Origin of the sequence: Pantoea sp. Z09, from assembly GCF_022394795.1 — a bacterium.
Taxonomy (GTDB): domain Bacteria; phylum Pseudomonadota; class Gammaproteobacteria; order Enterobacterales; family Enterobacteriaceae; genus Pantoea; species Pantoea latae.
Window position 1 is genome coordinate 3,481,440 of record NZ_CP092373.1, and the last position, 22,338, is coordinate 3,503,777.

Below are 22,338 nucleotides of genomic sequence, written 5' to 3' on the forward strand. Positions count from 1 at the left end.
CGCGCGCGGCGCGAGGCTTAACCAGCGCGCATCCAGTCGCAGAGATTGCCCAGCATCTGCATGCAGCGCTCCAGCTGGTCCACGGCGACGAACTCATCCGCCTTGTGTCCCTGCGCCATACTGCCCGGCCCGCACACCAGCGTCGCCATGCCGATCTCGTCGAACAGGCCGCCTTCGGTGCCAAAGGCGACGGTGGCAAAGCGGTCGCTGCCGCTCCACTGCGCCAGCCAGCGGGCAAAGTCGCCCTGCGGATCGGTCAGCAGGCCGGGATAGGCGCCCAGCGGCTGAAACGTCACGTCGCTCTCTGGCGCCTGCGCCTGCATGGCGGGCAATAGCTGGTCGCGCGCGAAGGCGGCGATGCTTTCCAGCACCGCCCCGGCATCGGCGTCCGGCAGCGTGCGCAGCTCAAAATCGAACTGACAATCCTGCGGCACGATATTCAGCGCCGCGCCGCCCTGAATAGTACCGACCTGCAGGGTGCTGAACGGCGGATCGAAGCGCGTATCCCGCGTCTGCCGCAGCGAGGCGCCGACGCGGCTGATATGGCCGATCAGCGCCGCTGCCTGTTCGATGGCGTTGACGCCGTCCGGCGCGTAGGCGGAGTGGCAGGCGCGGCCGCGCACCTGACAGCGCATCGCCACTTTGCCCTTATGGCCGTAAACCGGCGCCATCTCGGTGGGTTCTCCGATAATGCAGAGCGCCGGCTTCTGCGGCGACGCCTGAAGATGCGCCACCAGCGAGCGCACGCCCAGGCAGCCGACCTCTTCGTCGTAGGAGAACGCCAGATGCAGCGGCAGGCGCAGCGGCTCGGCCAGGAAGCGATCCAGCGACGCCAGCACGCAGGCGATAAAGCCTTTCATATCGGCGCTGCCGCGGCCGTAGCAGCGCCCGTCGCGCTCGGTCAGGGCAAAAGGCGGCACCGTCCAGCGCTGCCCGTCGATCGGCACCACGTCGGTGTGGCCCGACAGCAGCACGCCGCCGTCGCCCGCCGGCCCCAGCCGCGCATAGAGGTTGGCTTTCGTGCCGCCTTCGTCATACAACAGCTCAGCCGCCACGCCGCGCTGCGCCAGAAAGTCGCGAATAAAGCCGATCAGCGCCAGATTCGACTCGCGGCTGGTGGTGTCGAAGGCGAGCAGCGCCGCCAGCGTCTCGCGCAGCGCGCTATTCATCGCCCGGCACGCCGTAGCTCGGCGCGTCGCGCGGGTCGAGCGCGCGCGTCACGTAGGCCTCCATCTGCGGTTCATAGGCGAGCCACAGACGCGACAGCGCGTCGACCGGATCGGCGTCAACCCAGTCGACGCGCAGATCCACCAGCGGCCAGGTATAGTCGTCCACCACCTTCACCGCGGCGGAGTGCACCGGCCCCGCCTCGCCGCCGCGCGCGATGCCCGCCTGCAGCGCCGCGATCAGTCGGCTGGTCAGCTCGCCGGACGAGGCGTCAAACGCCGACACCATCGCCTCGATCACCGCTTTATCCGCCAGCATATTGCCCGCCGCCACGCAGTTCTCCCCCTGCGCCACATGCCAGACGCCCAGGGTGTTGCTGCCGCTGAAGTGCGCCATCTCGCCGGCGGAGTCAATCACCGTCACCTGGCGGTAGTCGCTGAAGCGATCCTCCGCCAGCGCCAGCTTCAGCGCCTGCTGCGCCGAGGCGCCCGCTTCCAGTTGCGCCAGGATCTGCTGGCCCAGCGCGGGCAGCGTGATGTTCTGGCTGGACACCGCGCCCGTTCCCGCCTGCAGCCAGGGGCAGCGCGCGCCGACCGCGATGCTAGAAGAGCTGATGGCGATGCCGAGCTGTCCGCTCTCCGGGCAGCGCGCGCTAATCGACAGCGTCATAGCGCCTCCTTGCCGTGCCAGCTATCCGGGATCACCGCGATCACGTCAATCTCCATCAGCCACTGCGGCTGCGCCAGCGCCGACACCACCAGCCCGGTGGAGATGGGAAACACCCCCTTCAGCCATTTGCCCACTTCCAGATAGACCGGCTCACGATAGCGCGGATCGGTGATATAGGTGGTGGTCTTGACGATGTGCGACAGGTCGCTGCCCGCCTCTTCCAGCAGCTGTTTGACATTCTTCATCGCCTGCTCTGCCTGCAGGCCCGGCTCGCCCAGCCCGACCAGCTTGCCGTCAAAGTCGGTGCCGACCTGGCCGCGCACGTAAACGGTGTTGCCTGCGCGCACCGCCTGGCAGAGGTCGTTGTCGAGCGCCTGATTGGGATAGGTCTCTTTGGTGTTAAACATGCGAATACGGGTATGGGTGGGCATCATTGCTCTCCTGCTCGGTTAAAGGGGCGACGCGGTCGGGTAGTGCTGGTACTGACGCTGAATGGCAATCTGGTCGGCGATATATTTCGCGTCGTGCCAGACGCCCCAGATAAAGGTCGATCCGCGACGTGACAGCCACGGCAGGCCGAGAAAATAGACACCCGGCTCGCTGGAGACGCCGCGATGGTGCTGCGGTTTGCCCTGCGCGTTAAAGGCGTCTACCTTCAGCCAGCGGTAATCCGCCTCGTAGCCGGTGGCCCAGATAAGGGTGGTGACACCCGCGTCTGTGAGGTTCAGCTCGGCGAGCGGCTGGGCGACGCAGGCGGGCTCAGGCAGGAAGTGCCGCGCCTCCGGCTCCTCCGGCAGATCGAGGCCGTTGCGGGCGATATAGGCATCCGCCGCGTCGAGCAGCGCCAGATAGCTGGCGTCGCCGCGCGCGATGTTGTGCGCCAGATCGGGCTGAAAGCGCACCGTTTCGCCGTCGAACGCCTTGGTCATGCCGACCAGATGGACGCCCTGATGCGCCAGCGCGCGGAAATCCACGGTATGGCCGCCGCGCGCGCCGCTCACCGCGATGGTGACGTGCTCTTTGCCCGGCTGGCTCGCCGCCGCGTCCCACATACCCAGCACGCCCAGCCACCAGCAGAAATCGCGGTTGCGATAGGCGCGCGGCGGCCGATCGTGCGGGCCGACCGACAGGTAAACCGTTTTGCCGGCGCGCTGCAGCTCATCGGCGATCTGCACGCCGGAGGATCCGGCGCCGATCACCAGCACGGCGCCATCCGGCAGCTGCTGCGGGTTGCGGTAGTCGGCGGAGTGGATCTGCGTCAGGCGTTCGCTGCGCGGCGCGATGGCCGGGATCACCGGCTTCTGGAAGGGGCCGGTAGCTGCCACGATGCGCTGCGCCTCAATTACGCCCTCTGACGTCTGCACGGTAAAGCCAGGACGCCCGCTGTTGCGCGTCACGCTCAGCACCTCGACGCCGGTGCGGATCGGCGCATGAAATTTTTCCGCGTAGGCGACGAAGTAGTCCGCCACCTGCTCTTTGCCGACAAAGCTGTCGGGCGCGCACGCCGGAAACGCCATGCCGGGAAAGCGGTCGTGCCAGGCCGGGCCGTTGGCCACCAGCGAATCCCAGCGCCCGCTGCGCCAGGCTTCGGCGATGCGGTTTTTCTCCAGCACCAGGTGCGGCACGTCGAGCCGGCTCAGGTGTTCGCTCATCGCGACCCCCGCCTGCCCGGCGCCGATCACCAGGGTATCAATCTCTGTTTTTATCTCTGTCATTTCCGCGTCCTTCAACCAGCCGCCGGCCGATATATTCACCATGGGAGAGGTTTCCAAGACTATTTGAGCCGACAGAGAGGGTAAAATATTATAAAGCTAACGACTGAATAGGAATTTATTAGGCTGCACGCCACGGCAGAAAAAATTATTGCATCGCCGGCGTCGGGAAGAGTTCGGCGCGACGGCAATACTCCATAAATAACTGCGCCGGCCGGGTTGGCTCGTTATTTTGCAGGTAAGCCATAATCAGCGTCGAGTCCGCCATCTCATCTTCTATTTCAAGATGAATTAATTGCTGCCCGTCGTAGGTCATGCTGGAACAGGGACGCGTCACCAGCACCGAAAACCCTAATCCCTGACCCACCATGCAGCGCACCATCTCAATCGAGGGCGAGCTGTAGGCGACCTCCGGGTGATAGCCCCGCTCTTTAAAGATGCGGATAAAGTAGTTTTTGCTGGGGATGGCATCCAGCAGGATCATCGGTTCGCGGCTCAGCTGCTGTAGCGTCACCGTCGCCTGGCGCGCCAGCGGGTGCGCGGCGGGCAGCAGCGCGTAGGGCCGGTGCGGCGCGTTGAGCGGCTCTTTTTTTATCGAGTGATCGAGGTCGAGATCGTAGAGAAACGCCAGGTCGAAGCGGCCGCGATGCAGCCCGTGCATCAGCTCATGCTGCTCGCCGTCATACAGCTCAATGGTGATATCGGGATAGATTTTTTTAAAGCCAGCGATCAGCTTTGGCAGATAGAGCGGCGCGGCCGACTCAAAGCAGCCGACGGCGATGGTGCCGGACACCAGCTGGTGTTCGGCGCGCGAGTTCTGCTCGAACTCATAAGAGAGACGCAGCAGGTCGCGCGCCTTTTCGTAAAAGCGGCGGCCGCCCGGCGTCAGGGAGACGCCCTGCGCGTGATGGCGGATAAACAGCTGCTGGTCGAAGGTATCTTCCAGATTTTTAATGGCGATTGAGATAGAGGGCTGCGCGATGTGCAGCTGGCGCGACGCTTCGGCGATGCTTTCAGTTTCAACCACCGTGACGAAGTACTTAAGCTGTTTTAGCGTAAAACGCATCATAAAACCCTTTCTGGTGGCGTGCAGCGCGCTCGGCTGGCGCGCTTTTTTACAGGTCAGCGGTTGCTGCAAGGGCCATGCCAGCTCTGTGCCCCATTTGCGCGCAGCCGCCGCACGCGCCATCACCGCGCTTTATTATTGATAGATCAACCTGTCGCCTGAATTAATTTGCGGCGCAGAAAAGTTTATTTAACCCGCTGCATCATTTTGGTACAGCGATGCGCTTAAAAAGAGCAACGCATTCGCCGTTTTTAATTTCACACCACTGGATGATTCATTCCCCGCCTGCATTAATTAGCGCCATGCATCATTGCCGCGCTTTTTTAGCTGGATAGTTTTTTTAAAGTCTGAAGCCAGCAATTTACTAATTGCCTCAAATTAGCGGCTGCCGCCATAGTGTCAATAACCGACAGCGGCGAATTCCTCTTTCTGAAATTCGCTTTTATTTAAGCGAGTGAAATGCCTGATGACTTTTAACTGGAACTATATGTTCAGCCTGTTCAGCGACGCCGAGTTCTGGCTGGCGACCTGGACCGTGATCAAACTGAGCCTGCTTACCTGGGGCATCAGCATTGTGGTGGGGTTTGTGCTGGCGCTGGCGAAACAGTCGAACCGCGCGCTGTTTAACCTGCCGGCGCGCGGCTATATCTGGCTGTTTCGCAGCCTGCCGCTGCTGGTGCTGCTGATTTTCGTCTATAACCTGCCGCAGGCCGCACCCGGCACCTCCGCACTGCTGAGCGATCCCTTCTGGGCGGGCCTGATCGCCATGGTGCTGAGCGAAAGCGCCTATATCGCCGAAATCCATCGCGGTGGCCTGCTCTCGATTCCGAAAGGCCAGAGCGAAGCCGCCCGCGCGCTGGGGCTGCGCTTCGCCGGCATTCAGTGGCGCATCATTATTCCGCAGGCGGTGCGCGTCGCCCTGCCGGCGCTGGCCAACGAATATATCGCCATCGTCAAGCTCAGCTCGCTGGTGTCGGTGATCTCCCTCACCGAGATCCTGATGGTGGGCCAGCGCCTCTATTCGCAGAACTTCCTGGTAATGGAAACCATGGCGGCGGTCGCCTGCTACTACGTGCTGATCGTTACGGTGTTCGACTTCCTGCTGAAACAGCTGGAGCGCCATCTCGACGTCACCCAGCGCCGTCCGTCGGGCAAGGTCGACGCGCAGCTTATGGCGCTGGCGCAGCGCGGCAGCGCGCCGCTCGCCCGACCGGCCGCGCAGGGCAATGGCCCGGCGCTGCAGGCGTCGCGCCTGCACAAGGCCTACAACAACGTAGAGGTGCTGGGCGCGGTCAGCCTGCAAATCCAGCCGGGCGAAGTGGTGTCGGTGATTGGGCCGTCCGGCTCCGGCAAAACCACGCTGATCCGCCTGCTGAACGGGCTGGAGCAGATCGACAACGGCGAAATCCGCATTAACGGCCAGCCTTTTATCCACCTCAGCCAGCAGGGCGAGCAGAAGCCGCGCTTTATCGAGCACGCCGAGCACCGCCTCAACATCGGCATGGTGTTCCAGAGCTTCAACCTGTTCCCGCACCTCAGCGTGCTGGACAACCTGATGCTGGCGCCGCGCTATCACCGGCTGGCGTCGCGCGACGCGCTGAAGCAGCACGCCTGCGAACTGCTGCACAAGGTCGGCATGCTGGAGCACGCGTGGAAATATCCGCATCAGCTCTCCGGCGGCCAGCAGCAGCGCGTCGCCATCGCCCGCGCCCTGATGATGCGTCCGCAAATCATGCTGTTCGACGAGCCGACGTCGGCGCTCGATCCGGAAAAGGTCAACGAAGTGCTGCAGGTGATCGAAACCCTGGCGCAGGAGGGCATCACCATGGTGATCGTCACCCATGAGATGAACTTCGCCTTTAAGGTCTCTGACCGCATCGTCTTTATGGAAAAAGGCCGCGTGGTCTGCGACGACGCACCGCAGGCGATGCGCAGCGGACAGCATCCGCGCGTCGAAGCCTTCCTGAAAGATGTTTCTCTGGCTTAACGCCTTTAACCAGCACGAGGGAAAATCATGATTGAACAGTGGCAGATAGAGCAGTATCACCAGCAGGGTTTTCTGGTGGTGGAAAACGTCTTAAGCGCCGAGGAGATCGCCGCGCTGCAGCGCGATTTCGACGGCTGGGTGGAAGAGAGCCGCAGCCAGCAGGCGGCCTGGGGCGAGACGCTGGACGGCCGCGCGCGCTTCGATCTGGAGGGCGATCACCGCGCCGACCATCCGTCGCTGCGCCGCGTCAGCTCGCCGACAGAAATCTCCGCCGACTACCGCCGCGCGGCGCTGCAGTCGCGCATGGCGCAGATCGCCGGCCAGCTGACCGGCAGCCAGGGCGCGCGCTTCCACCACAGCAAGATCAACTCCAAGCTGCCGCACACCGCGACCAAAGTCGAGTGGCATCAGGATTTTCTCTTTACGCCGCACAGCAACGACGACATCGTCACCGCGCTGCTGATGGTAAGCGAAGTGACGCCGGAAAACGGCCCGCTCAACGTGGTGCCGGGCAGCCATAAAGGCCCGCTCTACTCCCACTGGCAAAACGGCCGTTTTACCGGCGCGGTGGATAAAAGCGTGGTGGACGAGCAGTGCGGCCAGCCCGCCGCCTGCTTCGGCCCGCCCGGCTCGGTCTGCTTTATGCACACGCGCCTGCTGCACGCCTCCAGCCCAAACGAAACCGAGCTGCCGCGCACGCTGTTTATCGCCGTCTACGCGGCGGAAGACGCCTTGCCGTTCGGCGACAACCCGCTGCCGAGCCTGGACGCCGGCGCGCTGGTGTCGGGCGAAGAGAGCGGCACCATCCGCAGCACCGCTAACCAGTTCCGTCTGCCGCAGAAGCCGAGCGGCGCATCCTTTTTTGTTCAGCAGGCCGGAAACGATCTTGCCCGCTCGTAATCGCCACCACGGAGGCTTTATGAAATTTGTTGCCCTGACTTTTTTGGCCGCCAGCGTCGCGCTGGGGTCGTTTAGCGCGTCGGCGTTCCAGCAGCCGGGAAAAATCGTCGCCGGTTCCGACATGACCTTTTTCCCCTATGAATATATTGAGAACAACAAACCCACCGGCTTCGATATCGAGTTTCTCGACGGGCTGGCGAAGGTGATGGGCCGTCAGGCGGTGAACCTCGACACCCGCTTTCCTAACCTGATCACCGGCCTGCAGGGCAACCGCTTCGATATTACTAACTCTTCAATGTACATCACCGCAGAGCGGCTGAAGGTGATCGATATGATCCCCTATCTGAAGAGCGGCGAGGCGATCCTGTCGCTGAAAGGCGGCGCCTATCAGCCGAAAACGCCGGAGGAGTTTTGCGGCCACAAAATCGGCTCGATGGGCGCCACCTCCTGGCTGCAGCAGCTGCATAAGCTCTCCGCCGACTACTGCGTGAAGAACGGCAAGCCGCCGATCGCCATCAGCGAATACACCACCGATCCGCAGACCACTCAGGCGATGCTGTCGCACGCGGTGGAGGCGCAGATCACCGACGCCGCCGTGGCGCGCGGCGTGGTGCAGAAGCTGGGCAACCGCGTGCAAATCTCCTCGGAAACCTTGATCTACCCGGTGCTGAACGGCTTCGGCGTGAAGAAAGGCAACGACGAGGTGAAGCAGGCGCTGATCGACGGCCTGGAGAAGTACCGCAACACGCCGGAGTACGCCGCGCTGCTGAAGAAATATAACTTCGAGGCGCCGAGCGCCGAGGATATCAAGACGCTGATGCCGCAGCCTTAATCCTGATACGGGCGGCAAACCGCTGTCGCCCGCCCCTTTCTCTCTCTTTTCTGGAGAACGCTATGGCGCTTTCGTTTGAAGAACAGACCCGGATCGATCTGGCCGCTACCTTTCGCATTATCGCCCATCTCGGCATGCACGAAGCGGTGGCGAACCACTTTAGCGCCGCCGTCTCGCCGGACGGCAAGCGGTTTCTGCTTAACCCGAAGTGGAAACACTTTTCGCGCATCCGCGCCAGCGACCTGCTGCTGCTCGACGCCGGGGAGGGTGCCTGCGCGCAGCGCGACGACGTGGACGCCACCGCCTGGGCGATCCACGGCCAGATCCACCAGCGCCTGCCGGAGGCGCGCGTGGTGCTGCATCTGCACCCGATTTACACCACCAGCGTCGCCTGCCTGGCGGAGCCGCGTATCCCGCCGGTGGATCAGAACACGGCGCGCTACTTCAACCGCGTGGCGATCGATACCCTGTACGGCGGCATGGCGGACACCGCCGAGGAAGGCGCGCGGCTGGCGAGCCTGCTAGCGGGCAAAAGCCGCCTGCTGATGGGCAACCACGGCGTAATGGTGACGGGCACGGCAATCGGCGAAGCCTTTGACGATATCTGGACGCTGGAGCGCGCCTGTCAGATCCTGGTGACCGCCTGGTCCACCGGTCAGCCGCTGAAAATCCTCAGCGACGCGGTGGCAGAGAAGACGGCGCGCGCCTGGGAAACCATTCCCGACTTCTCGCGCCAGCATTTCGAAGAGATGAAGGCGCTGATGATCGCCGCCGATCCGTCGCTGCTCGACTGATCCTTCAGGCAGGCTGCAAGCCCTGCACTATCGCCATCAGCTGATGGAAAGCGGCCTGCATCATCGCCGCAAATAGCGGCGCGAAATTCATCATCATCACCAGCAGTGCGCCCATGCCGAGGGTAATTGAGAGCGGAAAGCCGATGACGAACACCGAGAGCTGCGGCGTCAGGCGGTTAAGCAATCCCAGCGCCAGATTCAGCGCCAGCAGCAGCGTGACGATCGGCAGCCCCATCTTCAGGCCGCTGCTAAAGATGGCGCCGGCCGCCTGCGCCAGCAGATAAAAGCCGCCGTTGCCCAGCGGCGCGCCGTTGACCGGCAGCAGCCTGAAGCTCTCGCCGAGCGCGTCGAGCAGCAGCAGATGGCCGTTAAGGGTGATAAACAGTAGGGTAAACAGCACGTTGAAAATGCGCGCCAGCACCGGCATCGACTGATTGCCGGAGGGATCGTAGAAAGAGGCAAAAGAGAGCCCCATCTGCAGGCCGACGATCTCCCCCGCGCTGCGCACGGCGGCGAAAAGAAACTGCATCGTCAGCCCCATTGCGTAGCCGATCGCTATCTGCTTTGCGGTGATCCACACCCCTTCCAGCGACAGCAGCGCCGCGGGCGCGGCCGGCAGCGTCGGTGCGATCAGCCAGGCCACCAGCAGCGCCAGGCCGATCTTCACCCGCTTAGCGGCGACCTTCTCGCTGAACAGCGGCGCGGCGGCGAACAGCGCCAGCGTGCGGGTAAAGGGCCAGAAATAGTGGCCGATAGCGGCGTAAAGATCGCCGAGGGAGAGGCTCTGCATCAGCGAATAACGGTGGGGATATGCAGAAACACCGATCGCATATAATCCATCAGCGTCTCCAGCATCCAGGGGCCGAGCACAATCAGCACCAGCACCAGCGCGATGATTTTCGGGATAAACGACAGCGTCGACTCGTTTAGCTGGGTCGACGCCTGCAGAATGCTGACCAGCAGCCCGGTAAACAGCGAGGTCAGCAGCAGCGGCGCGGCGATCGCCAGCGCCACCTTCATCGACTCATACCCCAGGCTCATTACGCTTTCCGGCGTCATGCCGCGTCTCCTTAGCTGTAAAAGCTCTGCGCCAGCGACCCGAGCACCAGCTGCCAGCCATCCACCAGCACAAACAGCATCAGCTTAAACGGCAGCGACAGCGTGGCGGGCGGCACCATCATCATCCCCAGCGCCATCAGCACGCTGGCCACCACCAGATCGATAATCAAAAACGGCACAAAAAGGGTAAAGCCGATCTGAAAGCCGCTCTTTAGCTCGCTGGTGACGAACGCCGGCAGCAAAATGCGCAACGGCACCTCTTCCCGACTCTGCCAGGCGGGCTGCCTGGCGATGCGCGCAAACAGCGTCAGATCGGTTTCCCGCGTCTGCTCAAACATAAAATCGCGCAGCGGCGTCGCTCCTTTCGTCAGTGCCTGCTCCAGCGTGATGCGATCCTGCGACAGCGGCAGCCAGGCGTCGTCGTAGACGCGCGACAGCACGGGCGACATCACGAAAAAGGTCAGAAACAGCGCCAGCCCCAGCAGCACCTGATTCGGCGGCGACGAGGCGGTGCCGAGCGCGTTGCGCAGCAGGCCCAGCACGATAATGATGCGGGTAAAACCGGTCATCATCAGCAGCACCGCCGGCAGCAGCGTCAGCGAGGTGAGCAGCAGCAGGGTCTGCACCGGCAGCGACCAGCTTTCGCCGTGCGCGCCGTGGCCGATCAGGATATCGCCGCCGCCGGCCCAGGCGGGATGCGCCAGCAGCAGCAGGAAAAAACCTGTTTTTCTCATCCGGCTCGCCCTTTCTTGCGCAGCGCGTTACGCAGCGCCTGCTGAAACGCGCCCGCGGGCAAGGCGCGCGTCTCGGCGGCGTCGCGCTGGCGCGCGATCTCGCTGAGCAGCGTGACGTTGCCCGGCGTGACGCCCAGCAGCAGCCAGCGATCCTGCACCTCCAGCAGCACCACCCGTTCGCGCTGGCCCAGCGTCTGGCTCTGCATGACGCGCAGCAGCGGCGCGTCATGCGCCTGCGGGCGCGCCCAGCCGGTGCGGCGCGCCAGCCAGGCGAGCGCCAGAATCAGCAGGATCACCAGCGCCAGCGCGCCGCACAGCCTGAGCAGCATCGCGCCGAACCCCAGGCTGTGCGGCGCGGCCACCGGCGTCTCTAACAGCGACCTCATCATCGGCTCAGCCGCTGCATTCTTTCAGAAGGGGTAATGATATCGGTGATGCGCACGCCGAATTTATCTGACACCACCACCACCTCGCCCTGCGCAATCAGATAGCCGTTGATTAAAATATCGAGCGGTTCGCCGGCGAGTCCCTCCAGCGGCACCACCGAACCCTGGCTCAGGCGCAGCAGCTCTTTGATGGTCATCTTGGTGCGCCCCAGCTCCACCGTCATCCGCACCGGAATATCCAGCACCAGATTCAGATCTTCGGTGATGCTGCCAACTTACTGATTTAGTGTATGATGGTGTTTTTGAGGTGCTCCAGTGGCTTCTGTTTCTATCAGCTGTCCCTCCTGTTCAGCTACTGACGGGGTGGTGCGTAACGGTAAAAGTACTGCCGGACATCAGCGCTATCTCTGCTCTCACTGCCGTAAAACATGGCAGTTACAGTTCACATACACCGCCTCTCAACCCGGTACGCACCAGAAAATCATTGATATGGCCATGAATGGCGTTGGATGCCGGGCAACCGCCCGCATTATGGGCGTTGGCCTCAACACGATTTTACGTCACTTAAAAAACTCAGGCCGCAGTCGGTAACCTCGCGCATACAGCCGGGCAGTGACGTCATCGTCTGCGCGGAAATGGACGAACAGTGGGGCTACGTCGGGGCTAAATCGCGCCAGCGCTGGCTGTTTTACGCGTATGACAGGCTCCGGAAGACGGTTGTTGCGCACGTATTCGGTGAACGCACTATGGCGACGCTGGAGCGTCTTCTGAGCCTGCTGTCACCCTTTGACGTGGTGATATGGATGACGGATGGCTGGCCGCTGTATGAATCCCGCCTGAAGGGAAAGCTGCACGTAATCAGCAAGCGATATACGCAGCGAATTGAGCGGCATAACCTGAATCTGAGGCAGCATCTGGCAAGGCTGGGACGGAAGTCGCTGTCGTTCTCAAAATCGGTGGAGCTGCATGATAAAGTCATCGGGCATTATCTGAACATAAAACACTATCAATAAGTTGGGACCATTACCGGCATCTGGCCTGAATAATAGTGACGCGGCCGACAGCGCAAATACCGCCGACGCGGGCGTATCTTTTTCCGACCTGCTTTCCAGTTCGCTTCATTCGCTGAATCAGGTGCAGAACAGCGCGAAAAATCAGGCGGAAGCCTATATGAGCGGCGCGCCGGATATTGGCCTCAATGATGTGATGGTCTCGCTGCAAAAATCCACGCTGGCGCTTAACCTGGGCATTCAGGTGCGCAATAAAATGGTCAGCGCCTATCAGGAGATTATGGGGATGTCGGTATAACTCTGCCGGTGTTGCTCTCTGACATACTGCTGTTTATTTCCCGCTTCCGGCTGAGCCATGCGTCATCCGGCGCGTTATAGTTATTGACGGCGAGCGTTTACGCCCGTCAGCGTGGACCCCTCTGGCATGACTGAATTAATAAAGAATAACGCCGCGCTCAGCCGCCAGCGTCAGCTTACCGAACCCGAGCTAAATAAGATCATCACGCTGATTTATCGGCGTGCCGGCATTGTGATTACCCGTCAGCGACGAGATATGGTGTATAACCGCCTGATGCCGCGTTTGCGCGCGCTGGGGCTGACGCGCTTTAGCGACTATTTGCAGCTGCTGGAGCACTCCGCCACCCATCCGGAATGGCAGGCGTTTATTAATGCGCTGACCACTAACCTCACCTCTTTTTTTCGCGAAGCCTATCACTTTCCGGTGCTGGCGGAGCACGCGCGCCAGCGCGGCGGCAGCTATAACGTCTGGTGCACCGCCGCCTCGACGGGTGAAGAGCCCTGGTCCATCGCCATCACGCTGGATGAAGCGCTGGGCAGCAGCACGCTGGCGCCGCGCGTGCTGGCCACCGACATCGACACCGAGGTGCTGGAAAAAGCGCGCCGCGGCACCTATCGCCTGGCGGATCTCAAAAACCTGTCTCAGCACCAGAAGAAAACCTATTTCCTGCGCCGCAACGACAGCGGGCCACACACCCAGGTCAAGGTAGGACGCGTGCTGCAGCAGGCCGTGCATTTTCAGCCGCTTAACCTGATCGCCACCGAATGGGATATCCCGGCGCCTTTCGACGCCATCTTCTGCCGCAACGTGATGATCTACTTCGATAAAGAGACCCAACTCCGGCTGCTGAACCGCTTTGCGCAGCGGCTTAAACCCGGCGGCCTGCTGTTTGTCGGCCATTCAGAACATTTCAGCCATATGGAAAGCCCTTTTCGCCTGAAGGGGCAGTCGGTCTATTGCCTGGCTAAGGAAGAGGTATGAGCAAGATAAAGGTACTCTGCGTCGATGATTCCGCTCTGATCCGCAACATCCTGACCACCATCGTCAACCAGCAGCCAGACATGGAGATGGTGGCCACCGCGCTCGATCCGCTGATCGCGCGCGACCTGATCAAACAGCATAACCCGGACGTGCTCACCCTGGATGTAGAGATGCCGCGCATGGATGGCCTCGACTTTCTCGAGCGGCTGATGCGGCTGCGCCCGATGCCGGTGATTATGATCTCCTCCCTGACCCGCAAAGGCTCCGATATTACGCTGAGCGCGCTGGAGCTGGGCGCGGTGGATTTCGTCACTAAGCCGCAGATGGGGCTGCAGGAGGGGATGATGCAATACAGCGAGCTGATCGCCGACAAGATCCGCACCGCAGCCCGCGCGCAAATCCGCCGCCGCGAACCGCAAACTACGCCAAAAATCATCGCCTCTCCGCTCGTGGGCAGCGAGAAAATTATCGCCATCGGCGCGTCGACGGGCGGCACCGAAGCCATTCGCCAGGTGCTGATGCCGATGCCCGCCTCCTGCCCCGGCATCGTGATCGCCCAGCATATGCCGCCGGGCTTTACCCGCTCCTTTGCCGAGCGGCTGGATAAAATCTGCCAGATCGCGGTGAAAGAGGCGGAGGATGGCGAACGGGTGCTGCCCGGCCACGCCTATATCGCGCCGGGTGGACGCCATATGGAGCTGTGCCGCAGCGGTGCCAACTACCACGTCCGGCTCAACGATCTGCCGCCGGTCAACCGCCATCGTCCCTCGGTGGATATGCTGCTGAGTTCCGTCGCCCGCGCGGCCGGCAAAAACGCCGTCGGCGCCATCCTCACCGGCATGGGCTACGACGGCGCGCAGGGGCTGCTGGAACTCTATCAAACCGGCGCACGCACCCTGGCGCAGAGCGAGAAGAGCTGCGTGATCTACGGTATGCCGCGCGAGGCGGTCGCCCTTAACGCCGTCAGTGAAATCGTCGATCTCGAGCAGATCGCCGCCGCGCTGCTGAAAAATATCGTCGGACAGGCGCGGCGCATTTAGCACCCGCCTCTTTAGCTTCCCCTTAATCAGGACCTCCTTTTTATGGCTGATAACAATCTGCGTTTTTTAGTGGTGGACGATTTCGCCACCATGCGCCGCATCGTGCGCAACCTCCTCAAGGATCTCGGCTTTCATAATGTCGAAGAGGCCGAAGATGGCCAGGATGCGCTCCACAAGCTGGAGCAGGCCGCCTTCGATTTCGTCATCAGCGACTGGAACATGCCGAACATGGATGGTCTGCAGCTGCTGACCGCCATTCGCAGCCACCCTGAGTGGCGCACGATGCCGGTGCTGATGGTCACCGCCGAAGCGAAAAAAGAGAACATCATCGCCGCCGCGCAGGCGGGCGCCAGCGGCTATGTCGTTAAGCCCTTCACCGCCGCCACGCTGGAAGAGAAGCTAAACAAAATTTTTGAGAAAACGGGACGTTAAGCCAGTGGATATGCACTCTGATCGGCCTGAGGTCGATAACTTCAAAACGATATTTTCCCGTATCGGCCACCTGACGCGCCAGCTGCGTAACAGCATGGTCAGCCTGGGGCTGGATCGCGCCATTATGGATGCGGCCGAGGCGATCCCCGACACCCGCGAGCGCCTCAACTACATCGTCAGCAAAACCTCCCAGGCGGCCGATCGCGCCCTGACCAGCGTCGAGGCGGCGCGTCCTTTGCAGGATCGTCTGCACCAGCAGGCCTCTCAGCTCAGCGCGCGCTGGGATGCGTGGTTCGCCGAGCCGGTCGAGCTGCCGATCGCCAGAGAGCTGGTCGGCGAGACGCGCGATTTTTTACGCGAGGTGCCGGATCTCGCCAGCCGCACCAGCGCCGAACTAACAGAAATCATGATGGCGCAGGATTTTCAGGATCTCACCGGCCAGGTGATCAACCGCATGATGCAGCTGATCGAGAACATCGAAAACGAGCTGATTCAGGTGCTGGTGGAAACGATGCCCGGCATGGGGAGCGAGCGCGGCGAAGAGGCGGAGAGCCTGAAAAACGGCCCGCCGATCCGCCACAACCAGCCCGGCGTGGTCGCCACCCAGGACCAGGTAGACGATCTGCTCGCCGATCTCGGCTTCTGAATGTGGCGCAGGCGGAGCGTGCCTGGCCTGATGAGAGCCGCTGCCGCGCTCTGCTGCCTCGGGTCGATGTATGTCTGAAGAGAGCGATGTAGAAAAAACCGAAGAGCCCACGCCCCAGCGACGACAAAAAGCGCGGGAAGAGGGCAATATTCCGCGCTCGAAAGAGCTGACGTCGTGGCTGGTGCTGCTGACGGGCTGGGCGCTGATCTTCCTCGGCGGCGCCGACACCGCGCGGCAGCTGGCGCAGCTGCTGCATGACGGACTGATGTTCGATCGTCGGCTGATCGCGGACAACGCCGCCATGCTGAACCGCGCCGGCGGCCTGCTGTCGCTGATGCTGACCGCGCTGCTGCCGATCGTGCTGGGGCTGTTTTGCGTCGCCCTCGCCGCCGGCGCGCTGATCGGCGGCCTGCACCTCAGCAGCAAATCGCTGAAGGTGGATATCACGCGCATGTCGCCGCTGGCGGGCTTTAAGCGCATCTGCTCTTTGCAAACCCTCTCCGAGCTGGCGAAAAGCCTGATGAAGGCGCTGCTGCCTGGCATCGCCTGCGCGCTCTACTTCTGTCACTACCGCCAGCACTTTATTTTGCTGGGAAGTGAATCGCTATCGGATGGGCTGCGCGACGCCTCGCGGCTGATTTCGCACTGCCTGTTGACCATTATCGTCGCCCTCGCGCCGATGGTGGGCTACGACGTTTTCTATCAGCTGACGAGCCACCTGAAAAAATTACGCATGAGTCGCCAGGAGATCCGCGATGAATTTAAACAGAGCGAAGGCGACCCCCATGTCAAAGGGCGCATTAAACAGCTGCGCCACGCGCTGGCGCGCAGCCGCATGATGGAAGAGGTGCCGAAAGCGGACGTCATTATCAACAACCCGACGCACTACTCCGTCGCCATTCGCTGGCAGCAGGGCGAGATGCGCGCCCCGGTGGTGCTGGCGAAGGGCGCGGGCGAGATTGCCCAGCGCATTCGCGCCAGAGGCGCGGCGCACCAGATCCCGATGCTGGAGGCCGCGCCGCTGGCGCGCGCGCTCTACCGCCACTGCGACATCGGCGACGCGATCCCCGCCGAGCTGTACAGCGTGGTGGCTGAAGTGCTCGCCTGGGTTTATCGCCTGCGGCGCTGGCGCCAGGCAGGCGGCTTTAAGCCCAGACAACCTGAAAACCTGTCCGTGCCTGCGGCACTGGATGTTACCCATGAGAGCCTGCAGTGATGGCGAATTTATCCTCCCGACTTCGTTTACCCAACCTGAAAGAGACGCAGTGGCAGATGCTGGCCGGCCCGGTATTGATCATGATGATCCTGGCGATGATGGTGCTGCCGCTGCCGGCCTTTGCGCTCGACGCGCTGTTCACCTTCAATATCGTGCTGGCGCTGATGATCCTGCTGGTGGCGATGTTTACCCAGAACACGCTCGACTTCTCTTCGTTCCCTATCGTGCTGCTGTTCTCTACCCTGCTGCGGCTGGCGCTGAATATCGCCTCGACGCGCATCATCCTGATGAAGGGCCACACCGGCGCCAGCGCCGCCGGCCGCGTGGTCGAGGCGTTCGGCCACTTTCTGGTGGGCGGCAACTTCGCTATCGGCATCATCGTCTTCGCCATCCTGATCATCATTAACTTTATGGTGATCACCAAAGGGGCGGGACGCATCGCCGAGGTGGGCGCGCGCTTCGTGCTGGACGGCATGCCGGGCAAGCAGATGGCCATCGACGCCGATCTCAACGCTGGACTGATCGGCGAAGAGGAGGCGAAGCGGCGGCGCAGCGAGGTGACCCAGGAGTCCGACTTCTACGGCTCGATGGACGGCGCCAGCAAGTTCGTGCGCGGCGACGCCATCGCCGGGCTGCTGATTATGGCGATCAATATTATCGGCGGGCTGGTGATCGGCATTCTGCAGCACGACCTGTCGTTCGCCGACGCGGCGCAGACCTACACCCTGCTGACCATTGGCGACGGCCTGGTGGCGCAGATCCCGGCGCTGATCATCTCCACCGCGGCGGGGGTAATCGTGACCCGCGTCGCCACCGAAGCCGACGTCGGCGAGCAGATGGTCGGCCAGCTGTTCAACAATCCGCGCGTCATGCTGCTGGCGGCCGGGGTGGTCGGGCTGCTGGGGATTATTCCCGGCATGCCCAATCTGGTGTTTTTACTCTTTACCGCCGCGCTGCTCGGCCTCGCCTGGTGGCTGCGCGGCCAGCAGATGCAGGCGCAGCCTGGCGCGGCGCGTCCGCTTAGCCCGCAGAGCGGCGCGCTCGCCGAGTCGGCTCAGGCGCTGGAGGCCTCATGGGCGGATGTCGAGCTGGAGGACGTGCTGGGCCTGGAGGTGGGCTACCGCCTGATCCCGATGGTAGACAGCGCGCAGGAGGGTCAGCTGCTGACGCGCATTCGCGGCATCCGCAAAAAGTTTGCGCAGAGCATGGGCTTTCTGCCGCCCGCCATCCATATTTGCGACAACCTCGATCTTAAACCCACCGCCTACCGCATCCTGCTGAAAGGGGTGGAGATCGGCGGCGGCGAGGTCAACCCTGAGCGCTGGATGGCGATCGATCCCGGCTGCGCAGAGGGTGAGCTGGAGGGCGAGCGCGCGCTGGATCCGGCGTTCCAGCTGCCCGCTATCTGGATCGACGCGGTACAGCGCGATCGGGCGCAAACCATGGGCTATACGGTGGTCGATCCGGCGTCGGTTATCGCCACCCATTTAAACCATGTGATCGATATGCACAGTGACGAACTCTTCAGCCGCCAGGAGACGCAGCAGCTGCTGGATCGCGTAAGCAAAGAGATGCCTAAGCTGGTGGAGGATTTTATTCCCGGCACCCTTTCGCTGTCGCTGTTTCACAAGGTGCTGCAAAATCTGCTGGCGGAGCGCGTCGCCATCCGCGATATCCGCACCATTATCGATACCCTGGCGGAACAGGCCGCCGTGCACAGCGACGCCGACGCGCTGACCGCGCAGGTGCGCATCCGGCTGGGACGCGCCATCACCCATCAGTGGTTCGGCAGCCAGCGCGACATTGAGGTAACGGGACTGGATCCGCAGCTGGAAGGGCTGCTGATGCAGGCGGTGCAGAACGGCAGCGCGCTGGAGCCAGGCATCGCAGAGAAGATTATCGAGCAAACCGGCGACGCCCTGCGCGAGCAGAGCGCCAGGGGCGCCGCGCCGGTGCTGCTGGTCAACCCGGCGCTGCGGCTGATGCTGTCGCGCTTTCTGCGCCGCGTCTATCCGCAGCTGGCGGTGCTGTCGAACGTCGAGATCGCCCCCGATCGCACGCTGCATATGATCGCCACTATCGGCGGTGCGCAGTGAGGAGGCTGCCGTTGACGCTGCTCTGCGCGGCACTGACGGCGCAGGCGGCAGGCGGCAGCTGGAGCGCCAGCAGCGTCGGCGGCCGCGTCAGCGTCGGCCAGCAGCTGCTGGTCAGCCGACCGCTTGCGCCGCCCGGCCCGCTGCCCGCGGCGGCGCGCGTCACCCGCATCGCCTGGCGCATCGATCTGCTGGATGCGCCGCCGCCGGGCCTGCGCATCAAACTCTGCGCGCCCGCGCGCTGCTTCTCTTTAGCCGGGCTGTCGGGCGCGCTGGCGGTGACGCAGCCGCTGTCGCCCGGCGAGACCTTTCGCTTTCTCTATTCCGTAGAGAGTCGGGGCGCGCTGGCGCCCGCGCTACAGGTGGTGAGCAACCGGCTTACCCTTAACTATCGTTAACGGCAAGCCAGCGAGTGAAGGGATTAGAAACGGGCGGGAAAAGGCGGGCGCGGCATTTGCGCGGCGTAGCGCTGACACCCCTGTTTCCCCTGCTGCAGGCGCGTCATTGCCGCCTGTAGCGCGGCAAGCCGCGCCTGCAGCAGCGGGATGCGCGCCGCGTCGTGACGCTGCAGCTGTTGCAGCAGCCGCAGCGCCGCCTGGCTTGCCGCGCCCTCTGCCTGCTGCGCCTCGGCGATCAGCGCCTCGAGCGCGCGGATATAGTCGGGCGCCAGCGCGGCGAACGCCTCCCACTCCTCGCGCTGCTGCATCGCCAGCAGGCGCAGGCTGAGCCGCAGCGCCGGGTGATCCGCCTCCTTCATGGTTGACCTGCCTGTTTATGCGGCGCGATCGCCTGCCACACCTCGGCGAGATCGCGCAGCAGCATCTCGGCCTGCGCCAGCTTGTCGAGGCTGCTGTGCAGGTTGGCCTGCATCAGCAGCCGGGAGATATAGTCGTAGAGGCGCTCCAGATCGGCGGCGATCGTCGGTCCCTTCTGATGATCCAGTGCGGCGCGCAGGCCGTTGTCGACGATGTTGATCGCCTTTGAGATCATCTCGCCGCGCCTGGCAACGTTACCCTGTGCGAAAGCGATGCGGGCGTGCGCTATTGCGCCGCACGCCCCCTCGAACAGCATGGCGATAAGCTGGTGTGGGGTGGCGCCCGCCACCCGGCTCTCCAGTGAAATCCGCGCGTAGGCCTGCGGCCCCTGATAGGCATACATAGTGCGATCCTGCCTTAAACCGAAGACATCAGCGAGGTGATCGAGCTGCTCATGCTGTTCAGCTTCGACATCACGCTGTCGAGGTTTTGAAACTGCAGCTTGTAGCGGTTCACCTGGGAGTCGATCAGCGCCTGGGTTTTATCGATCTGGGTGCCGATATTTTTCAGCTGGCTGTTGAGGTTATCGGTCGCGGTTTTGATGATGCCGTCTGTTTTGTTGTCGCTGTCGCCGACATATTTGGTCAGCGCCGCGCCGAGCGTGGTAGCCAGGCCGGCGGTTTCGCCGCTGCCCTTGAACATTTTGCCGATCTCGTCGGCGCCGGCGGCGATGGCGTCGTCCAGTTTGTTTTCGTTCAGGGTCATCTGACCGCTTTGCGCGTCGATGGTGATGCCTAAATCCGCCAGCGCGCCGTAGGTGGTGTCGCTGCTGTTGCTGTCGCCGTACCAGCCGTTGACCGTTGAGCGAATCTCGCTCACCATGCCGCGCAGCGTCGCGTCACCCATCAGCGCCCCGCTGTCGCTGCTGGTGGTGGCCACGTCGTCCGCGCTCAGCCCGCTGGTGTCCGCCGCGACATATTTGCTGGCGGCCGAGGTCTGGGTCAGCAGCGCGTTGTACTGCTTAACGAAGTCCTGCAGCGCGGTTTTGATGGCGGAGTTATCCACCGTCAGGGTCAGCTGCTCCGGCGCGTCCTCTTTAGTGACTGAATTAAGGCTCAGGGTGACGCCGGTAATGATGTCGCTGATGTTGTTGCTGCTGCGCGTATACTCAACGCCGTCCACGGTCAGCTTCGCATCCCGCGCCGCCGTTACCATGCTCATGCCGTCCGCCTCGCTGCCGCTTTCGCCGGAGCCTTTGCCGCCGTGGCTGGTGTTGAGCACGCTCGCCAGATCGCTGTCGCCCTCGACGCTGATCGTCATCTCGCCTTCCGTGCCGGTTTTTTTCGAACTCAGCATCAGCTGGTAGTTGCCGTCGCCGTTGCGCTGCACCGAGGCGGTGACGCTGCCGTCCTGCTTGTTGATCGCTTTGGCAATCTGATTCAGCGAGGTTTCATCATCTTTCAGCTCGATGGTCATCGGCTTGCCGTCGCCCTGCTGGATGGTGAGGGTGCGGCTGCCGTTCTCGCCGTTCTGCGCGCCGAGCTGCTCGCCGGCGCTGCTAAAGCCAGCGGAGCGCAGCTTGTGCGCCATCGCCAGCTGGCTGACAGAGACCGAGTGCGCGTCGGCGCTGGCTTTATCGGTGGCGGTCGCGGTAAAGGCGCTGTTTTTGCTCACCGTCAGGGTGTTAAAGGCTTCGCCGCTCAGCTTCGTCACCGACGCCTGCAGTTTGGTCATCAGGCTGGAGATGCTGCCCCACGAGGAGATTTTGTTTTTATAGCCGGTCTGTAGGTTCTGATAGGGGGTGATGCTGCCAACTTACTGATTTAGTGTATGATGGTGTTTTTGAGGTGCTCCAGTGGCTTCTGTTTCTATCAGCTGTCCCTCCTGTTCAGCTACTGACGGGGTGGTGCGTAACGGTAAAAGTACTGCCGGACATCAGCGCTATCTCTGCTCTCACTGCCGTAAAACATGGCAGTTACAGTTCACATACACCGCCTCTCAACCCGGTACGCACCAGAAAATCATTGATATGGCCATGAATGGCGTTGGATGCCGGGCAACCGCCCGCATTATGGGCGTTGGCCTCAACACGATTTTACGTCACTTAAAAAACTCAGGCCGCAGTCGGTAACCTCGCGCATACAGCCGGGCAGTGACGTCATCGTCTGCGCGGAAATGGACGAACAGTGGGGCTACGTCGGGGCTAAATCGCGCCAGCGCTGGCTGTTTTACGCGTATGACAGGCTCCGGAAGACGGTTGTTGCGCACGTATTCGGTGAACGCACTATGGCGACGCTGGAGCGTCTTCTGAGCCTGCTGTCACCCTTTGACGTGGTGATATGGATGACGGATGGCTGGCCGCTGTATGAATCCCGCCTGAAGGGAAAGCTGCACGTAATCAGCAAGCGATATACGCAGCGAATTGAGCGGCATAACCTGAATCTGAGGCAGCATCTGGCAAGGCTGGGACGGAAGTCGCTGTCGTTCTCAAAATCGGTGGAGCTGCATGATAAAGTCATCGGGCATTATCTGAACATAAAACACTATCAATAAGTTGGGAC

The 22,338-nt window shown here is 62.4% G+C and carries 26 protein-coding genes and 1 pseudogene; 14 read left to right on the forward strand and 13 right to left on the reverse strand.

The window, feature by feature from the left end:
* Positions 1–17: 17 nt before the first annotated feature.
* The 5 genes from argE to MC269_RS16690 all read right to left on the reverse strand — a co-directional run bounded on the left by argE (position 18) and on the right by MC269_RS16690 (position 4,617).
* Complete coding sequence (gene argE, locus MC269_RS16670) at positions 18–1,169, reverse strand: acetylornithine deacetylase (protein WP_239953076.1); 1,152 nt, start codon at positions 1,167–1,169, stop codon at positions 18–20.
* A complete protein-coding gene (locus MC269_RS16675) occupies positions 1,162–1,836 on the reverse strand; it encodes a DUF1028 domain-containing protein (RefSeq protein WP_081137028.1) in 675 nt (224 codons plus the stop codon). Before MC269_RS16675 ends, argE begins: the two co-directional genes overlap by 8 nt.
* On the reverse strand, positions 1,833–2,267 hold the full coding sequence (locus tag MC269_RS16680; protein ID WP_081137166.1) for a RidA family protein: 435 nt from the start codon (positions 2,265–2,267) through the stop codon (positions 1,833–1,835). The genes MC269_RS16675 and MC269_RS16680 overlap by 4 nt, the downstream gene beginning before the upstream one ends.
* A gap of 18 nt (positions 2,268–2,285) precedes the next feature.
* Complete coding sequence (locus tag MC269_RS16685; protein ID WP_239953077.1) at positions 2,286–3,551, reverse strand: NAD(P)/FAD-dependent oxidoreductase; 1,266 nt, start codon at positions 3,549–3,551, stop codon at positions 2,286–2,288.
* Positions 3,552–3,696: 145 nt separating this feature from the next.
* Entirely contained in the window at positions 3,697–4,617 is a 921-nt protein-coding gene (locus MC269_RS16690) for a LysR substrate-binding domain-containing protein (protein WP_239953078.1), read from the reverse strand.
* 463 nt (positions 4,618–5,080) lie between these two features.
* Here MC269_RS16690 and MC269_RS16695 point away from each other — a divergent pair, with 463 nt between their 5' ends.
* The 4 genes from MC269_RS16695 to MC269_RS16710 all read left to right on the forward strand — a co-directional run bounded on the left by MC269_RS16695 (position 5,081) and on the right by MC269_RS16710 (position 9,127).
* Complete coding sequence (locus MC269_RS16695) at positions 5,081–6,601, forward strand: amino acid ABC transporter permease/ATP-binding protein (RefSeq protein ID WP_081137032.1); 1,521 nt, start codon at positions 5,081–5,083, stop codon at positions 6,599–6,601.
* A gap of 27 nt (positions 6,602–6,628) precedes the next feature.
* Positions 6,629–7,501, forward strand: coding sequence for a phytanoyl-CoA dioxygenase family protein (locus tag MC269_RS16700; protein WP_239953079.1), 873 nt, complete (start codon positions 6,629–6,631; stop codon positions 7,499–7,501).
* Between the two features lie 19 nt (positions 7,502–7,520).
* Positions 7,521–8,333, forward strand: a complete 813-nt coding sequence (locus tag MC269_RS16705; RefSeq protein WP_239953080.1) for an ABC transporter substrate-binding protein — start codon at positions 7,521–7,523, stop codon at positions 8,331–8,333.
* Positions 8,334–8,395: 62 nt separating this feature from the next.
* Positions 8,396–9,127, forward strand: a complete 732-nt coding sequence (locus tag MC269_RS16710) for a class II aldolase and adducin N-terminal domain-containing protein (protein WP_239953081.1) — start codon at positions 8,396–8,398, stop codon at positions 9,125–9,127.
* 4 nt (positions 9,128–9,131) lie between these two features.
* On the opposite strand, the gene fliR is transcribed toward MC269_RS16710, so the two are convergent.
* The 5 genes and pseudogenes from fliR to fliN form a co-directional block, all read right to left on the reverse strand.
* Positions 9,132–9,917, reverse strand: a complete 786-nt coding sequence (gene fliR / locus MC269_RS16715) for a flagellar biosynthetic protein FliR (protein ID WP_239953082.1) — start codon at positions 9,915–9,917, stop codon at positions 9,132–9,134.
* Positions 9,917–10,186, reverse strand: a complete 270-nt coding sequence (gene fliQ / locus MC269_RS16720; protein ID WP_081137036.1) for a flagellar biosynthesis protein FliQ — start codon at positions 10,184–10,186, stop codon at positions 9,917–9,919. The genes fliR and fliQ overlap by 1 nt, the downstream gene beginning before the upstream one ends.
* An 11-nt stretch (positions 10,187–10,197) precedes the next feature.
* A complete protein-coding gene (fliP, locus tag MC269_RS16725; protein WP_239953083.1) occupies positions 10,198–10,920 on the reverse strand; it encodes a flagellar type III secretion system pore protein FliP in 723 nt (240 codons plus the stop codon).
* The gene (fliO, locus tag MC269_RS16730) at positions 10,917–11,309 is read right to left on the reverse strand and encodes a flagellar biosynthetic protein FliO (protein ID WP_239953084.1); all 393 of its coding nucleotides are present in this window, start codon (positions 11,307–11,309) and stop codon (positions 10,917–10,919) included. Before fliO ends, fliP begins: the two co-directional genes overlap by 4 nt.
* Positions 11,306–11,557, reverse strand: a pseudogene (fliN, locus tag MC269_RS16735) (flagellar motor switch protein FliN); the annotation flags it as partial. The gene fliO and the pseudogene fliN, both read right to left, overlap by 4 nt.
* A 64-nt stretch (positions 11,558–11,621) precedes the next feature.
* On the opposite strand from fliN, the gene MC269_RS16740 reads away from it, so the two are divergent.
* The 9 genes from MC269_RS16740 to MC269_RS16780 all read left to right on the forward strand — a co-directional run bounded on the left by MC269_RS16740 (position 11,622) and on the right by MC269_RS16780 (position 19,420).
* Positions 11,622–12,319 (forward strand): IS1-like element IS1A family transposase gene (locus tag MC269_RS16740; protein WP_239953085.1). Its coding sequence is split into 2 segments (ribosomal slippage): positions 11,622–11,871 and positions 11,871–12,319, totalling 699 coding nucleotides; the frame shifts between segments, so codons are not numbered across the junction.
* A 1-nt stretch (position 12,320) separates the two neighbouring features.
* The gene (gene fliE / locus MC269_RS16745) at positions 12,321–12,614 is read left to right on the forward strand and encodes a flagellar hook-basal body complex protein FliE (RefSeq protein WP_239953086.1); all 294 of its coding nucleotides are present in this window, start codon (positions 12,321–12,323) and stop codon (positions 12,612–12,614) included.
* Positions 12,615–12,740: 126 nt separating this feature from the next.
* Positions 12,741–13,595, forward strand: a complete 855-nt coding sequence (locus MC269_RS16750; RefSeq protein WP_239953087.1) for a CheR family methyltransferase — start codon at positions 12,741–12,743, stop codon at positions 13,593–13,595.
* Positions 13,592–14,635 carry a chemotaxis response regulator protein-glutamate methylesterase gene (locus tag MC269_RS16755; protein WP_239953088.1) on the forward strand — a complete coding sequence of 348 codons (1,044 nt, stop codon included), beginning with the start codon at positions 13,592–13,594 and terminating at the stop codon, positions 14,633–14,635. Before MC269_RS16750 ends, MC269_RS16755 begins: the two co-directional genes overlap by 4 nt.
* Positions 14,636–14,677: 42 nt before the next feature.
* Entirely contained in the window at positions 14,678–15,067 is a 390-nt protein-coding gene (gene cheY, locus MC269_RS16760; protein ID WP_081137061.1) for a chemotaxis response regulator CheY, read from the forward strand.
* A gap of 10 nt (positions 15,068–15,077) precedes the next feature.
* A complete protein-coding gene (gene cheZ, locus MC269_RS16765; RefSeq protein WP_239955138.1) occupies positions 15,078–15,713 on the forward strand; it encodes a protein phosphatase CheZ in 636 nt (211 codons plus the stop codon).
* 70 nt (positions 15,714–15,783) lie between these two features.
* Positions 15,784–16,929: a flagellar biosynthesis protein FlhB gene (gene flhB / locus MC269_RS16770; protein ID WP_239953089.1), complete on the forward strand. Its 1,146-nt coding sequence runs from the start codon at positions 15,784–15,786 to the stop codon at positions 16,927–16,929.
* Complete coding sequence (gene flhA, locus MC269_RS16775) at positions 16,929–19,025, forward strand: flagellar biosynthesis protein FlhA (protein ID WP_239953090.1); 2,097 nt, start codon at positions 16,929–16,931, stop codon at positions 19,023–19,025. The genes flhB and flhA overlap by 1 nt, the downstream gene beginning before the upstream one ends.
* Before the next feature lie 11 nt (positions 19,026–19,036).
* On the forward strand, positions 19,037–19,420 hold the full coding sequence (locus tag MC269_RS16780) for a flagellar protein FlhE (protein ID WP_239953091.1): 384 nt from the start codon (positions 19,037–19,039) through the stop codon (positions 19,418–19,420).
* Between the two features lie 23 nt (positions 19,421–19,443).
* Here MC269_RS16780 and fliT read toward each other — a convergent pair whose 3' ends face one another.
* Genes fliT through fliD form a run of 3 tightly spaced genes read right to left on the reverse strand, consistent with a single transcriptional unit; the run spans position 19,444 to position 21,583 of the window.
* Positions 19,444–19,779, reverse strand: a complete 336-nt coding sequence (gene fliT / locus MC269_RS16785) for a flagellar protein FliT (protein ID WP_239953092.1) — start codon at positions 19,777–19,779, stop codon at positions 19,444–19,446.
* Entirely contained in the window at positions 19,776–20,180 is a 405-nt protein-coding gene (fliS, locus tag MC269_RS16790; RefSeq protein WP_239953093.1) for a flagellar export chaperone FliS, read from the reverse strand. The genes fliT and fliS overlap by 4 nt, the downstream gene beginning before the upstream one ends.
* 14 nt (positions 20,181–20,194) lie before the next feature.
* Positions 20,195–21,583: a flagellar filament capping protein FliD gene (gene fliD / locus MC269_RS16795; RefSeq protein WP_371824387.1), complete on the reverse strand. Its 1,389-nt coding sequence runs from the start codon at positions 21,581–21,583 to the stop codon at positions 20,195–20,197.
* Between the two features lie 49 nt (positions 21,584–21,632).
* Here fliD and MC269_RS16800 point away from each other — a divergent pair.
* A protein-coding gene (locus tag MC269_RS16800) for an IS1-like element IS1A family transposase (RefSeq protein WP_239953085.1) occupies positions 21,633–22,330 on the forward strand; the annotation gives its coding sequence in 2 pieces (ribosomal slippage) (positions 21,633–21,882 and positions 21,882–22,330; 699 coding nt in all).
* The last annotated feature ends 8 nt before the right edge of the window (positions 22,331–22,338 follow it).